At 55.9% G+C, this 15,186-nt stretch carries 12 protein-coding genes; 7 read left to right on the top strand and 5 right to left on the bottom strand.

What is annotated here, in order from left to right; translation table 11 throughout:
* Positions 1 to 169: 169 nt before the first annotated feature.
* Together NHH03_RS04890 and NHH03_RS04895 are read left to right on the top strand one after the other, a co-directional pair.
* A complete protein-coding gene (locus NHH03_RS04890) occupies positions 170 to 637 on the top strand; it encodes a hypothetical protein (protein WP_253154631.1) in 468 nt (155 codons plus the stop codon).
* A 92-nt stretch (positions 638 to 729) separates the two neighbouring features.
* Positions 730 to 1,431: a PEP-CTERM sorting domain-containing protein gene (locus NHH03_RS04895; RefSeq protein ID WP_253154632.1), complete on the top strand. Its 702-nt coding sequence runs from the start codon at positions 730 to 732 to the stop codon at positions 1,429 to 1,431.
* A gap of 895 nt (positions 1,432 to 2,326) precedes the next feature.
* On the opposite strand, the gene NHH03_RS04900 is transcribed toward NHH03_RS04895, so the two are convergent.
* Complete coding sequence (locus tag NHH03_RS04900) at positions 2,327 to 4,222, bottom strand: exo-alpha-sialidase (protein WP_253154633.1); 1,896 nt, start codon at positions 4,220 to 4,222, stop codon at positions 2,327 to 2,329.
* A gap of 232 nt (positions 4,223 to 4,454) precedes the next feature.
* Between NHH03_RS04900 and NHH03_RS04905 the strand changes: the two genes are divergently transcribed.
* The 5 genes from NHH03_RS04905 to sugE all read left to right on the top strand — a co-directional run bounded on the left by NHH03_RS04905 (position 4,455) and on the right by sugE (position 10,522).
* Positions 4,455 to 5,927: a 3-keto-disaccharide hydrolase gene (locus NHH03_RS04905; protein ID WP_253154634.1), complete on the top strand. Its 1,473-nt coding sequence runs from the start codon at positions 4,455 to 4,457 to the stop codon at positions 5,925 to 5,927.
* Between the two features lie 367 nt (positions 5,928 to 6,294).
* Positions 6,295 to 8,775 carry a glycogen/starch/alpha-glucan phosphorylase gene (locus tag NHH03_RS04910; protein ID WP_253154635.1) on the top strand — a complete coding sequence of 827 codons (2,481 nt, stop codon included), beginning with the start codon at positions 6,295 to 6,297 and terminating at the stop codon, positions 8,773 to 8,775.
* 85 nt (positions 8,776 to 8,860) lie between these two features.
* Complete coding sequence (locus NHH03_RS04915) at positions 8,861 to 9,817, top strand: acetyltransferase (protein WP_253154636.1); 957 nt, start codon at positions 8,861 to 8,863, stop codon at positions 9,815 to 9,817.
* Positions 9,817 to 10,197, top strand: coding sequence for a hypothetical protein (locus NHH03_RS04920; protein WP_253154637.1), 381 nt, complete (start codon positions 9,817 to 9,819; stop codon positions 10,195 to 10,197). The genes NHH03_RS04915 and NHH03_RS04920 overlap by 1 nt, the downstream gene beginning before the upstream one ends.
* Positions 10,198 to 10,201: 4 nt before the next feature.
* The gene (gene sugE / locus NHH03_RS04925) at positions 10,202 to 10,522 is read left to right on the top strand and encodes a quaternary ammonium compound efflux SMR transporter SugE (RefSeq protein WP_253154638.1); all 321 of its coding nucleotides are present in this window, start codon (positions 10,202 to 10,204) and stop codon (positions 10,520 to 10,522) included.
* A gap of 8 nt (positions 10,523 to 10,530) precedes the next feature.
* On the opposite strand, the gene NHH03_RS04930 is transcribed toward sugE, so the two are convergent.
* From NHH03_RS04930 to NHH03_RS04945, 4 genes are all read right to left on the bottom strand, one after another.
* On the bottom strand, positions 10,531 to 12,255 hold the full coding sequence (locus NHH03_RS04930) for a HEAT repeat domain-containing protein (protein ID WP_253154639.1): 1,725 nt from the start codon (positions 12,253 to 12,255) through the stop codon (positions 10,531 to 10,533).
* 62 nt (positions 12,256 to 12,317) lie between these two features.
* On the bottom strand, positions 12,318 to 12,992 hold the full coding sequence (locus NHH03_RS04935) for a hypothetical protein (RefSeq protein ID WP_253154640.1): 675 nt from the start codon (positions 12,990 to 12,992) through the stop codon (positions 12,318 to 12,320).
* 176 nt (positions 12,993 to 13,168) lie between these two features.
* Positions 13,169 to 13,894, bottom strand: a complete 726-nt coding sequence (gene deoC, locus NHH03_RS04940; protein WP_253154641.1) for a deoxyribose-phosphate aldolase — start codon at positions 13,892 to 13,894, stop codon at positions 13,169 to 13,171.
* A gap of 41 nt (positions 13,895 to 13,935) precedes the next feature.
* Positions 13,936 to 14,979 carry an ROK family protein gene (locus tag NHH03_RS04945; protein ID WP_253154642.1) on the bottom strand — a complete coding sequence of 348 codons (1,044 nt, stop codon included), beginning with the start codon at positions 14,977 to 14,979 and terminating at the stop codon, positions 13,936 to 13,938.
* Between the last annotated feature and the right edge of the window lie 207 nt (positions 14,980 to 15,186).

The raw sequence follows: 15,186 nt of genomic DNA on the forward strand, positions 1-15,186 counted from the left end.
AGCCAAACGCCTGCCAAGTTTCCTCGCAAAAGCAACATGTTGTGGGGCGATCCAACAGAAGTCGCCCCCAAGGAGAGATGTACGAAATATCAGTTTCTGCTTGAAAATTCTGTTTTACGGTTCGCAAACCATTGCCCGGGGGGGGTGTCCGTCTGTATCGTAAAGGGTGATGGCGTCAAATCGTCAGCAGGCACGTTCGCTGTGGCTGCGTTACCAGGACCGTTCAATGAACTTTTTCCACCCTCACGCATGCTTTGCCTTGCTGTTGATCTTTGCATGTGCAGGATCAGTTGATGGCGGCGTGATAGGGATGCAGGACTTGGCGATTGAATCGAGCGCCGCTAGCTGTTCGCCCTCTAACGCTCAATCGCCAGCGGATCAGCAGTCGCCGATGTTGATTCCTGAATCCGGAAACACCGCCGGCGGATTCGGCCAGATATCCGTTGGCCAAGACAGAGTTGATTTTGCAATCGAAGGTATTTGTTCGATTGAGTTGCCGCTTGCCGTGCGCTATCGGATGCAGTTTGAGCGACGGAGAGTTGCTGAAGTAGTTCCCAGAAGGTTGCTGAAGGTTCCTATCTCTGCACGTGTCGTTGTTCTGACGCGTGAAAGAAACAATTTAAGAAATTACGATTAGGGATTTGTGATATGAACCGAACGTTTAGGTCTACGCTTGTTGCGGTAACGTGTATTGCTTTGATGCACTGCGCACAAGCGCAGGCTGGATTTATGATTACCTATGCCGGTAATTCCACAGATAGCACGCTTTCTGGAGCGTCCGCGACAGCGTTTTTCAATTTTGGATTAGCCACACCTGACGAAGTTGGCAGGCGGAGCATCGAGGTCACCATCTCGAACACTTCCGAAAGCCTTACCAATGTGCCCTTGACGAGTTCGTTTTTAACGGGACTTGCGTTCGACACCCCGGCTTTTGGAGAAAGCTCAGTCGTGTTCGATAACTCTTCGTACGTCGGGACATCCGAACTGGGAAATGTGGTTTCACCGGATGTAGCATTCAACCCATTCACTGCGGGCGGGGCACCTGAGTTTGACATTGCATTTACGGACGGTTCGAATATCCAGGGTGGCGGACAACCAATCGATGGATTAGCGATGGGAGACACGATAACCGTCAGCATTGAGTTTACATTCTATCCGGTTTTCGAAACTGGGGCGGTGGATACTTCTCCTTCTCCAACTGACATCGAAGCCATGTTTCGCGCCGGCTTTGCTGACGGAAGCCTCCGGACAGCGGTGCGCTTCAAGGCAATCAATCCTGGTGGGGGCTCGGATAAAATTCTAGGTGGTCCTCCAACTGATCCTCCGACTGGAGATCCTCCAGGAATGGTGCCCGAACCCTCTTCGTTTGCAATCTTTGCAGCGTTGGGACTTTGCGGGGTTGCTTCGCGACGACGTCGACGCGTGAGTTGATCCGCGAACAAGATTGAATCATCTCCATTAGGCCTCGTTGCAATCAGTTGCAGCGAGGCTTTTTTGTGCGCACTGCTTGCAACCGGTGCTTCGCAAGTCGGCGCCAATGCTTGTAGGCCGGAGGCCGACAGATCCACTGCCGTGGCCGTCAGGCCACGGGTGCGGAGTGTTTGACTTCCTCAGCCCGGCTGGCGACACATCAAATCGTCCGGACAACGGTTGTGTCGCCCGCTGGGCTAGCTGTCAGCATCGACCCCGGTGACGGTGGCTGAGGCCGACAGATCCACTGCCGTGGCCGTCAGGCCACGGGTGCGAAGTGTTTGACTTCCTCAGCCCAGCGGGCGACACATCAAATCGCCTGAACAATGGTTGTGTCGCCCGCTGGGCTTGCTGTCAGCATCGACCCCGGTGACGGTGGCTGACGCCACCGCCTAGGGTTGTACCGGCCTCCGGCCTGGAGCCAATGCAGCGGCTGACGCCACCGCCTAAGGTTGTACTGGCCTCCGGCCTGGAGCCAATGCAGCGGCTGACACCACCACCTATGGTTGTATCGGCCCGCCGGCCTGGAGCAATACTTGTAGGCCGGAGGCCGACAGATCCACTGCCGTGGCCGTCAGGCCACGGGTGCGAAGTGTTTGACTTCCTCAGCCCAGCGGGCGACACATCAAATCGCCTGAACAATGGTTGTGTCGCCCGCTGGGCTTGCTGTCAGCATCGACCCCGGTGACGGTGGCTGACACCACCGCCTAAGGTTGTATCGGCCTCCGGCCTGGAGCAACGCAGTGACTGACGCCACCGCCTAGGGTTGTATCGGCCTCCGGCCTGGAGGGGAAACGCAACGCGCTGACCGACACTGCCGCCTAGAAACTTGTCGGACTGCGGCTTTGGCGGCGAGCTATTTGCTGGATTCGTACAGCCAGCGGATTGGTAGCCGGGTGATTTGGGTGGTGTTGAGTCCCGCGGATCGACCTTGGCCGGCGCAGTGTGCCAGCAGCACGTGGTCGTTGGCAAACGCAATCGCCGTGTAGCAATACCAACCATCTGGATCGTCGTACAAGACTTTGACATTCTCCCAGGTCACTCCTTCATCGTGCGAGATCGCGGTGGTCAGCGGCGTTCGCAGCGTTCGCTCGGAAACAGGAAGCTCGCTGTGATCGTTCCAGACCAATAATAAGTCGTTGCTGCCTGGAATTCGCTGGATCGATGCCGGGGAATTGGGCGAAGCGATTCCCATCGGCTGCAGCGACGTCCAATGTTGCCCTCCATCGCTGGACTCGCAGCGCAATTGCTGGCCGGAATCGCTGCGACACCACAGCATCACACGTCCGTCCTGCAATTCGACCACGCCTGGTTCCTGGGCAGCGATTCGATTTCCGTCAGCATCCGTGGCGCGCTGCGTGGTTGCACTGCGGTGCCAATTCAATCCGCCATCATCGGAAAGGTAGCAGGTGATTTGACCTTTCCAGTCCATCGATTGCTGATCAGCGGTCCTATGCAAGGCGACGGGAGCCAGCAGGCGACCGCCTTGGAGTTGAATGACGCGATCATTGTTCATCACGTAGTAGCCGATCTGGGAATCGGGAATGATTGACACCGGATCGCTCCAAGTCACCGCTTCGTCATTGGAAAATCGCACCACGGGCCGGCAATCGGTCAGTGAATTCTTGACCAAATAGAACAGTCCCAAACGACCGTCCGCCAATCGCAGCAACGACACCGACATCACGTTCATGTCGCCTTCGTTTGCAACTACGATCTGATCATCCGCCGACCACGTCTGACCTTGATCACGAGACGTTCGACTGGCCAACACGGCTTGGTCGTGATCACTGCCGCCGCCACTGAAACGCGTGTAGACAAACAGCATTCGTCCATCATTTAACGTGACGAAGTCACCTTCGCTGTTACGAGGGTTGTCGACCGACGGCATCAATTTCAATGCGACTTGAAGCGGCTGATCGATTGACGCAGATGTGTCTGACTTTAACAACGGTTTTAGGTAGTTGGCGGTTTCGACTGCGATCACGTTGTATCCAGCCAAATTCGGATGCCGATCCGAAAACCAGCCCGGTCGTTCGCCGAACAGGGCATCCAGTTCGTTGTCCATCACTTCCAACCGCCCGTCGTGAACGCGCGGTTGCAGCCAATCATGATGCGCCGCGGGAATGTTTTCGATCGGGAAACGACGGTAGTTCAGCATGTTTGGTCCGGACTTGAGCGCAGCCGCATAGCCCGCATGGAGATCGAACAGCGGTAGCGATTCGCTTTCGGCGACTTGGCGAACGAGTTGGTTCATCTGCGTTGTTTTCGCTTCTGACGAAAAAGGAATGTTCGTGCAGAGAACAATTTTTGCGTCCGGATGGTCGCGTCGTAGCAGCCCGATCAGTTCTCGATAGTCGTCGGGAAAGCCGTCGGCGAAATTTTCGCGTTTGGCGTGGTCATTGATTCCGTAGCGGATCAACACGTAATCGATCCCCGGCAGTTCGCTGGCGTCACGCTGGTAGCGGCCGCTATCAATCAAACGTCGAATGTATTCGCCACCGCGGCTGGAATTGATCACGGTGCATGGCGGCAAACTCTGGTCGGCAGCCAACAGCTGCTGGATCATCTGTTCCAAATGCGGTCCGTCTGGTTGCAGTCGGCGTGGCACACTGCCTTCGGTGGTGCTGTCGCCCAATAACAGGATCTGAAGATTTCCCTGATGCTCGGCGCGGAGAGCTGGAGGGATGGCAACCAGCCAGGAAAAAGCAACAAGTGCTGTCAGCGCGCAGGTGGGTAGGAAGCGGTGCATCGATTTGGTGGGGATAGAGTGCCGAAGGTCACCTGGGATTGATCCGAATGATTGCGGAGTGATCCCGGACGGGGCGTTGGCGAGTGGGAGTGAGGGGGCGGACAGTGTAACCCGAATCATGGGTGCGGGGGCAATGGTTGGCTTGGCTGGTTGGTACACTGGATGTTTGAAATCGACCGATCGACACACTGTTTACTCACTGACAAAACTGAACACCATGGACTCAAATTTGATGATTCGATTACCCGCACGATTGGCAGTGCGATTGTTGGTTCTGGCCGTTGCGCTGGCACCGCTGATGCCTGCCGCCGCCCAGTCCGATCCGCCCAAAGGGTTCGAAGCGATTTTTAACGGCCAAGATCTGACGGGTTGGCACGGGCTGAACCCGCACTTAGTCGTCAAGTTGCCCGAGGAAAAACGCGAGGCAAATCGGAAACAGCAACGGGCGGAATTCGCGGATCATTGGCGCGTCGAAAATGGCGAACTGGTCAATGATGGTCACGGTCCTTACGCGACAACCGATCAGGAGTACGGCAACATTGAATTGATGTTGGAGTACAAAACGGTTGCCAGGGCCGACAGCGGAATTTATCTGCGGGGAACGCCACAGGTCCAAATCTGGGACAGCAACCAGAGCTTTGATTCCAAACGACCCACGCGTCGACCGGAGTTGGGGTCGGGCGGATTGTTCAACAATTCACCGAGTGCGTATGGTCGTGATCCACTAGAAAAAGCGGACAAAGCCTTCGGCCAATGGAACTCGGTCAAGATACGTCAGGTTGGAGATCGCACTTGGGTTTGGCTAAACGGTATCGCTGTCGTCGAGGCCGCGATCATGGAAAACTACTGGGATCGTAGTCAGCCATTGCCGGCGATGGGCCCTCTGATGTTGCAAACGCATGGCGGAGAAATCCGTTGGCGAAACATTTTTGTGCGGCAAATTGATGATCATGAATCCGAGTCGCTGTTGGCCGGTTTAGCCGACAAGACCCCGCAATGGACCGCATTGTTCAATGGCAAAGACCTAGAGGGCTGGACGCCCAAAATTCGTCATCACGCGGTGGGCGAAAATTATGGCGATACGTTTCGAGTGGAAGACGGATTGTTGAAAGTTCGGTACGACAGTGCTGCCTACCCGCAGTTCGACGAACGGTTTGGTCATCTGTTTTTCAACCAACCATTTTCACACTATCGGCTGCGAGTGGTCTATCGGTTCGTTGGAGAGCAGAATGCCGGAGGACCTGGATGGGCGCTGCGCAACAGCGGACTGATGCTGCACGGGGAATCGCCCCAGACGATGGACATCGATCAGGATTTCCCCGCCTCGATTGAAGTCCAACTGTTGGGCGGCAATGGAACCGACGATCGAACGACCGCCAATCTGTGTACGCCCGGGACCAACGTGGTCAAAGATGGCACTCTATTCACACCGCACTGCACCAGTTCCAGTTCGCAGACGTATGCTGGGGAGCAATGGGTCACGGTCGAAGTCGAAGTGAATGGTTCTGACGTCATCCGTCACAAGGTCAATGGCCAGCCAGTGTTGCAGTACACCCAGCCGCAGTTAGACAAGCGGGATCCGCACGCTGCGATGCTGGCCGAAAAGCAAGGTGGAATATTGTTGGACAAAGGCACGATTTCGCTGCAGTCGGAAAGTCACCCCTGTGATTTCCAAAGTGTTGAAATCATGGTGCTGGATCCGTAGCGGATCAACGCCAGGGTTCCAACGGTCTGGATTGTGAGTGGTCTGAACCGTGGCCGGTCCAGCTACGGCGTTGCAGGGTCGTGCGGATTGTTGGGCTTGGCGCGTCGATGGTCTCGCCAAACGCTGTAATTTGACTAGCCGGACTGATCTGAGCGGACGATTAGTGCGAAAGAAGCGCTTTGCCCGATTAGGTCGACGTGTCTGAATAGGGCCTTTTACTGTGTTGCGGGCGTCAATTTTTCCGCAGAAACACATCACTTGTCAGCGGCCTAGCGTAGCACTTAGAACGGTTGCGTTGACTTTTCCGCCACGCTCATTTGTTGAGCGTCTAACTATTCGGTACCCATTGCCAACAACAACTACACCGATGCAAAAGACTTTAGAACCAAACGCTCTTACATCTGGCGACACTGGCCACGTCCTCTTGGGCTCACTTTCGCGAGAATTAAGACGTCATCTATTGTTCACGCTCGGGCGTGACGAGATCGATTCGGATCCCAATTATTGTTTTCGTGCCGCAGCGATCGCCGTTCGCGACCGTATCAGCCGTGATTGGCGCAGCACCCGCGAACAGGTCGATGCCGCAAACAGTCGTCGCGTGCACTACCTCTCGCTCGAATTTTTGCTCGGACGCTCGCTAAACAACGCCGTCTTGAACATGGATTTGGACGACGACATGCGCGAGGCATTGCAGCAATTGGGCGTGCAGTGGGAAGAGGTCGTTGAACAGGAACAAGACGCGGGTTTGGGTAATGGTGGCTTGGGACGCTTGGCCGCTTGTTTCCTGGATAGCTGCGCTAACCTGCAATTGCCCGTTGCCGGATATGGAATCCGATATGAGTACGGGATGTTCCACCAACTGATCGAGGAGGGGCGGCAAGTCGAAGCGCCGGATCACTGGTTGCGTGATGGCAACCCCTGGGAGATCGAGCGCCCGGAAGATACCAAGACGATTCAGATGTATGGACACACCGAACGCTACCTCGACGCCGACGGCAAGCCGCACAGTCGATGGGTTGGAACGCACGATATCTTGGCGGTTCCTTACGACATGCCAATTCCCGGGTACCGCAATGGAACCATCAACACGTTGCGATTGTGGAAAGCCACTGCGACTGACGCATTTGATTTGAATGAGTTTAACGCAGGCAGCTATACCGAGTCGGTTGCGGAAAAGAACAATGCCGAACAAATTTCGATGGTGTTGTATCCCAACGATGCAAGCGAAAACGGAAAAGAGCTACGACTGAAGCAACAGTACTTTTTGGTGTCGGCAAGTCTGCAAGATGTGTTGGCGGATTGGGTTAAGAATAATGGCGATGACTTTACGGAGTTCGGCAAGAAGAACTGTTTCCAGCTGAACGATACCCATCCGGCATGCGCCGTTCCCGAATTGATGCGGTTGTTGATGGATGCGCATCAACTGGAATGGGACGAAGCGTGGAAAATCACCACCGAATGCATGGCGTACACAAACCACACGCTGTTGCCGGAAGCGTTGGAACGCTGGTCGGTCGGATTGTTCGGCACGTTGCTGCCGCGTGTGATGGAAATCGTCAACGAAATCAACGAGCGTTTTTTGTCGTACGTTGCTGCCGAGTTCCCGGATGATCCGGAATTGCTGAAGCGAGTGGCTTTGATCGAAGAGGGGCACAATCCGCATATCCGCATGGCATACCTGTCGATCGTTGGCAGTTTTTCTGTCAACGGTGTGGCACAACTTCACACGGATCTCTTGAAGTCCGGCTTGTTCTCAGATTTTGATCGAATCTATCCTGGCAAGATCAACAACAAGACCAACGGTGTCACGCAACGACGCTGGTTGTCTCACTGTAATCCGGCGCTCCGCGATCTTTTGAACGAATCGATCGGAACCAAATGGGAAGCGGATCTGGAAGAAATGACGGCGCTGGTCCCACTGGCTGATGACGCAGAGTTTCGCAAGCGTTGGCGAGCCGTCAAATTGGGAAACAAGAATCGCTTGGCCGACTATGTCCAGCAGCACACCGGCGTTGATTTTCCATCCGATGCGTTGTTCGATGTTCAGGTCAAACGGATCCACGAATACAAGCGTCAATTGATGAACGTCCTGCACGTCATCCATTTGTACGACCGCATCCGCCGTGGCGAAACTGCGGGAATGGTGCCACGCTGCGTGTTGATCGGCGGCAAAGCCGCGCCGGGATACCACATTGCAAAACTGATCGTCAGGCTAACCAATAGCGTGGCGGAAGTGATCAACAAAGATCCGCTGGCGAAAAACTGGCTGCGTCTGGTGTTCTTCCCCAACTATCGTGTTTCCGCAATGGAAGTTATCTGCCCGGGCACGGAATTGTCCGAACAGATCTCCACGGCTGGCAAAGAAGCCTCTGGAACCGGCAACATGAAGTTCATGATGAACGGTGCGTTGACCATCGGGACGCTAGACGGTGCCAATATCGAGATTCGCGAAAAAGCCGGCGCGGAGAATTTCTTCCTGTTCGGTCTGGACGCTGCCGAAGCGGTGGCGACGCGTCAGAACTATGATCCCAACGCGATCATTGCAGCGGATCCTGCGATTTCACGGGTCATGGAGTTGCTCGAAAGCGGCCAATTCAACGGCAATCAACCCGGCGTGTTTGGTGAATTGACGTCGGGATTGCGAAACCCTGGTGATCAATGGTTGACGATCGCCGATCTACGTAGCTTCATTGACGCTCAGGTCAAAGTGGCCGAAACCTATGAAGATCCTGAACTGTGGGATCGCATGAGCATCTTGAATACCGCCAACAGCGGCTGGTTTTCAAGTGATCGTACGATTCAGCAATACGCCGACGAAATTTGGCACGTCAAACCAGTGGGCAAGTAGACGCACTGGATAGGAAACGGTTTCCTGATTGTGCCGAGAACGTTACATTTCATGTTCTTTGCAGCCCATCAACAGGAGACCGTTTGTGGCCGATTTCGATGTCTTTAACGGTGACGCAGACGGCATCTGCGCACTGCACCAACTCCGCTTGGCAGAGCCACGTGAGAGTCATTTGGTCACCGGTGTCAAACGCGACATCAATTTGTTGCAGCGGGTCGACGCACAATCCGGTGATCGCGTGACGGTGCTGGATATTTCGCTGGACAAAAACCGCGATGGGCTAGTGCGGTTGCTCGATCGCGGCGTCCAAGTCGACTACTTCGATCACCACTTTGCGGGTGAGATCCCAGATTCGCCACATTTGAACGCTCAAATTGACCTGGCCGGTGACGTTTGTACCGGATTGATCGTCAACCATCATTTGAAGGGCGCGTTTCTGCCTTGGGCAGTGACCGCTCTGTTCGGCGACAATCTGCACGATACCGCTCGGCAATCTGCCGCGCCCTTGAATCTTGATGCCGATCAATTGAACCAGCTCGAAACGCTGGGCACTCTGTTGAACTACAACGGTTACGGCAGCACATTGGATGATCTGTATTTTCCGCCGGACCAGCTGTACCGCAAACTACAGCCCTATGCTGATCCATTCGAATTCATCGCTGCCGACCAGACCTTTCAGCAACTGAGCGACGGATTTCAGAGTGACATGACACGGGCACAGCAGGTGGACCCTGTGTTGGAAACAGCCCACTGTGCGGCATTCTCGTTTCCCAACGAAGCGTTTTCGCGTCGGGTCAGTGGCGTGTACAGCAACCAATTGGCACGTGACAACCCGCAGCGCGCTCACGCATTGGCCAGTCTGCTGCCATCGGGTGACTACCTGGTCAGTGTTCGGGCGCCGCTAGAGACGAAAGTGGGCGCCGATGATTTGTGCCGTCAGTTCCCCACCGGGGGCGGCCGCAAGGCAGCTGCGGGGATCAATCAGTTGCCGGCCGATCAATTTCAAGCGTTCCTCGATGCGATGCAGAAACAGTTCAGCTGATGGGCACCAAAAACTCGCCACACATCCTGGCATTGGGAACGATGACGGTGTTTTACATTCCGTCTCACAAATTGGACGATCCGCGTTTCTATCACGGAACGCAGACGGCTCGTTCGGCGATTCACGAATTTTTGATGCACCGTTATCGGGCCTACACCCAATCACCGACGCCGGTGAAAGGCTACTGGATCGACCAAGCGTCCCAGATCTCGCATGACGTGATGGAGCGTTTTGAAGTCTCGTTCAATCATGAAGCCGAGTTTGATCGAATCATTGAGTTTCTGGTCGAACTGTGTCAGCGACTCAAGGAAGACGCGATCTATGTGACCCGCGGTAATCGCAGTTATTTGGTGACCCAACACGTGACGCCGTCGGAATAACCAAATGAAAGCCTGGGTTTTGTTATTGATCGCTGGTTTTTTGGAAACGATCTGGGCCGTCGGTTTGAAATACACCGACGGGTTCACCCGGTTTTGGCCAAGCGTGATGACGGTGGTCGCGTTGATCGCCAGCATGGTGCTGCTGGCAGCCGCCGTCCGAGAACTGCCGATCGGCACCGCGTATCCCGTTTGGGTTGGGATTGGAGCAGCGGGAACCGCGCTGTTTGGGATCGTTTACCTTGGTGAACCCGCTTCAGCATTGCGGTTGTTGTTCCTGCTGCTATTAATCGTTGCGATCGTCGGATTGAAATGGACGGCCGCATAACGCTCGGATCACTGGATGTTTTCCAAGGCTGATGCGGCGGCTTGGCGAACACCGACACTGGCGGTGGGATCACTGGCCAGAGCTTTCAACGCGGTTGCAGCGCTGCCTGCTGATTTCCCCAGCTCACCCAGCGCCGATGCGGCTTCGTATTGAACCAGCGGATTTTCAGCGGACAAACCAGCAACCAGGACTGGGACGGCGGCCGCTACCGATTCTGAGTCGTCCGCAGCGACTTTGACCAACGCCCAGGCGGCGGCGATCGATTCCAGTTTGCCGTCGCTGCTGGCCACATCGTTCTGCAGCGCGGCGGCTGATGACTTGGCAGCGGGGCCGATGTTTCCCAGCGCCAGAATGGCGGTGATGCGAACAGCGGCACTTTCCGAGGTCAATGAATTGGTCAATTCCGGCACCGCATCCGCAGCAGCTGGCCCGACACTGCCGATTGCAGTTTGCAGTCGGGCACGGAACTCGCCCGTGGTGTTTGCCAGCACCTGAACCAACTTTGGAACGGCGGGGGCGGCATCGGCACCCAAGCGTTCGAGCACGGAGACTGCCAAATCACGCATCTGTTCCGATTCCAATGCGTCACCGACACGCTCGGCAACCGGCTGGCCAAGACTGGCGATCGCGTCGACCACATTGTGTGCGACCACCGGATCTTTCTCGTTCAGCAATTTCACCAGTTTCGACGCTGCCTGGCCGGATTGTAGATTCATCGCGTGCAGGCATTCGGCAGCCGTCAAGCGAATCGCCGGATCGTCATCCGCCATTCCGGCGATCAAGACATCGGTGGCTGCCTCGGCGCGAGCGGCGTCATCGGGGTTGATTTTTGCCAGGGCCCAAATGGAGACCATCGACAGCATTTTGTCGTCGGAGTCGACTTCCTTTTGCAGTGCGTTACCGGCGGATTGAAAACCCAGGATGCCCGCTGCATAAGCAAGTGCGGTCTGTACTTCGGGCGATTGGTCGGCCTTCATTTGATCCACCACGACACCTTCGGCCTTGGCAGCGGCGGGGCCGATGGCGGCCAGTGCGATGATGGCCTGGACTTTCAAGCCTTCGTCTTTGGTGTCACGGATCAACTTCTGCAGCCCATCGACGGCCGGAGCCGCTGGGGCGCCGATTTGATCAATCGCCAGGCACGCCCAATAGGCGGCTCGTTCGTTCTTGAGCGCTTCCACCAGAAAGGGAACCGCTTTTTCGCCACGGGCCACCAGCGTTTCGACGGCGCGGCTTGCCAACAACTGGTCTTCGTCGGCCATCAGCTCAGCGGCCATCGGCACCAGCGTGGCCGGGTCGGTTTTGAGAGCATTGAGCGATTGTACCGCAGCCAACCGGTTGTCTAGTTCTTCATCGCCCACCGTTTTGATCAGTGCCGTCAGCACATTGGCGCTGCTGTCACCCAATTTCCCGAGGGCCAACGCTGCGTTGTGACGAACGCCTGCATTTTCGTCGTCCAACGCGACGATCAAATCGTTGACCGTGGCAGCGGCCGGCGGCCCGATGCGTCCGAGTTGGCGAGCTGCGTTCCAGCGTTGTTGGGGATCGTCGCTTTTGAGTTTGACGACGATGGCCGCAATTTTTTCGTCGAGCGATTTTGTTTGATCACTGCCGGTTGCCACAGCGGTTGCGTCTTGTGCGACACCGGTGTGAGCCCCGAGAAGCGTTGCCAGAGAGACGCCGAGAGACAGAGTTGGCACCATCAATTGGCGCAGGAGTGTGTTTCGTTTCATGATCGAGCAATCGACTGGTGGACAGAGGAGAGAGCAGGCAGCGGTACGAGTGGCAGAGGGAACTAGCGAAGGTCACCTTTCAAAGTGCCATCCAAGCGATTTAAAAACCTCGCCGCTTCCTGCAGATCCGGTTTGGGGAACAAGTCTTTGTAAGCGACTAGTTCTTGCCGCCACTTTTTGATTGTCGCCGTCCCCTGCAAATAATCTTGGCTGCTAAGTGAGCCTTGTTTTGCTCGTTTGGCGAACACGTCGTTGATCAACTGCCGCGTCGATTCGTCTTGAGGCTGATCCAAGATCGGGGGCCAGTTGATCTGGCCAGAGCTTTCGTCGAATTCCGAATCTCCCAGCGGATTGAGTTTCTTCGTTTCCAAGTAAGCCGACAATTTGTATCGGTCCGTCGCGCGCTGTTCGTTCTGATACTCGTCTTGAAGGCGTTTTTGCTCGACAAAGGTTTGCGCGGCCAAGACGCGGTTCTGATAATATTGAGCGCGCGTGTTTTGCAGTTCGGTCGCGGTCTGAGCATCCATCGCACGCGCATCGGCTCGGGAGCGGATCACGTCCGAGAGCCCGCGTGCGTATCCTTCGGCAACCGTCGATGCACGGTTATTGGAATAGCCAAAGTAAGCGTTCTGTGCTGCTGCCGACGGCGGGAAAATACCCCAGGCGAGTGGCAGACAAACAGTGAGCAACGCGGTAGCACAGGGTTGCCGGAAGCCGTACATAGTGAGATCCCACATGGTTTCGGGTCAAACCGGTTGAAAAGATTGTTATCGACTGGATGTTCTGGCCGTGGGCGCACGCGCCGCACGGCCAACAAACCGGCTTAGGCTAGAGTGTAATAGGTGGTCTAGCGCTGAACAAGCAACAGCGTCACCATTTATCGTGCGGCGATTTGCCTGCGATTTGCCTGCGATTAATAGCCTGCGTTGCCCGACGCGGTGGCGGTGATGGGGGACAGTCCCAACCGCTCCCTGGCCTCACCCAGAATTTCGGCGGTTCGGCTGGCGCCGCAACGTGTCACACCAATCTCACGAACGGCCAGCAACGCATCGATGTCGCGAACACCGCCGGCAGCCTTCACCTGAACTTGGTCACCCGAGTGCTTTCGCATCAGTTTCAGATCGTCGTGGGTCGCACCACCGGTGCCGTATCCCGTTGACGTTTTGACCCAGTCCGCACCGAGTTCGGTGCAGATTTCACAGAGCTGGATCTTTTGAGCCTGATCGAGGTAACAATTTTCAAAAATAACCTTCACTTTCTGGCCGGCCGCATGTGCGACTTCAATCACTGCGGCGATGTCCTGTTTGACATAGTCCCAATCACCACTGATGACCTTGGAAATATTCACGACCATGTCCAATTCTTCACAGCCATCGGCGATCGCTTGTTCCGCTTCAGCTCGCTTGATCGCGGTCGTGTTTCCACCGTGGGGAAATCCGATTGTCGTGGATGCTTTGACCGTGCTGCCCGAGAGCATTTCGGCTGTGCGTTTTAGGAAATAGGGTTGAATGCACACGCTGGCGACGTCATAGGCCAATGCAAGTTCGATCCCCGCGATCATGTCTTTGTCAGACAATGTCGGATTCAGCAGGGAGTGGTCAATCATTTTGGCAACGTCTTGGTAGTTGAAATCAGTCATCGAAGGCTCGTTCCCCAAAGAGTTCATGTGAAAGGGTTGTGTCACGTATTGGTAGGCCCCAGAGGATCGCGTCCCAGGGCAATGGCGCCCAGTGTACTCTCAGCCAGGGTTGTATCAGTCAGTGTCGTATCAGCCAGTGCGATGGCCCCCAGCACGCCGGCTTGGTCGCCCAGCTCCGATGCCAGCACGGTGACGCCGTCGGTCGGAAACATGCCGACTCGCTCCGTGATCACTTTTCGCACGGTGTCGACCAACAACGCACCGATCTGTGCGACGCCGCCACCGAGTACGATCATTTCAGGGTGCAGGATCGTGACCACATTGGAAGCGGCAATGCCGATGTAATTCGCAGCTTGTTCGATGGCCTGGCGAATCAAGGGATCGTCGTTTGCTGCAATCGACATCTGCTGTGTCGTGACCAGGCCCGAATCGCCATCGACCAATTCGTATAACCGTGGTGCCAACCCCATCCGCATCAATCGCACGCCTTCGGCAGCGATCGCAGGTCCGCTGGCGATCGTTTCCAAGCATCCGTGATTGCCACAGCCACAACGCCGGCCGTTGGGCTGCATGGTTTGGTGTCCCAGTTCACCGGCGGCACCAAGCGGCCCCAACCGCAGCCGGCCGTCGATCACCACGCCACCGCCGACGCCGGTGCCCAGCGAAAAAAAGGCCATCGACAAATTGCGGCGTCCACGGCCACGGCCGAATCGCAGTTCACCCAAGGTGGCGGTGCGGACGTCGTTCAGAATGTTGACCGGGCATCCCAGAGAATCGCTCAGCTGGGCTGTGATCGGGATGTCACGCCATTGGGTGGGAAAGTTAGGTAGAAATTTGCTGACCCCGGATTGAACATCGACCAATCCCGGGACTCCCATGCCGACCGAAGTGATGTTGACACCGCCGTCAGAGCAACGGCGGCGGAGTTGGATCACGTGATCAGCGATGCGCTGCAGCACCCTGGACGGTCCGTCATGAGATTGTGTGTCGATTGATCCTTGCGCCAGCACGTTGCCATTCACATCTGCAACGGCTGCTTTGATCGCTGTTCCACCCAAGTCAATTCCAACGACACATCCAGTCATTTTGTTCTCGTGCACAGGTCTTCCGTGTCATCAATCGTCACCGCACCGCTGATGTCCGCAACCGAGTAGTGCTTTGGTCTTAGTTTTTCCTAACCCGACGCGTGACGCGAACGCGCAACTTCAACGGCGCTGGTGTGGAGGATTTATCCGACTCGAGTGAGGGTCTTCTGCGAAGAAGAAAGCCGGTCGGATAAATCCTCCACACCA

This window comes from Stieleria tagensis, assembly GCF_024129865.1.
In the GTDB taxonomy this organism is placed as follows: Bacteria; Planctomycetota; Planctomycetia; order Pirellulales; family Pirellulaceae; genus Stieleria; species Stieleria tagensis.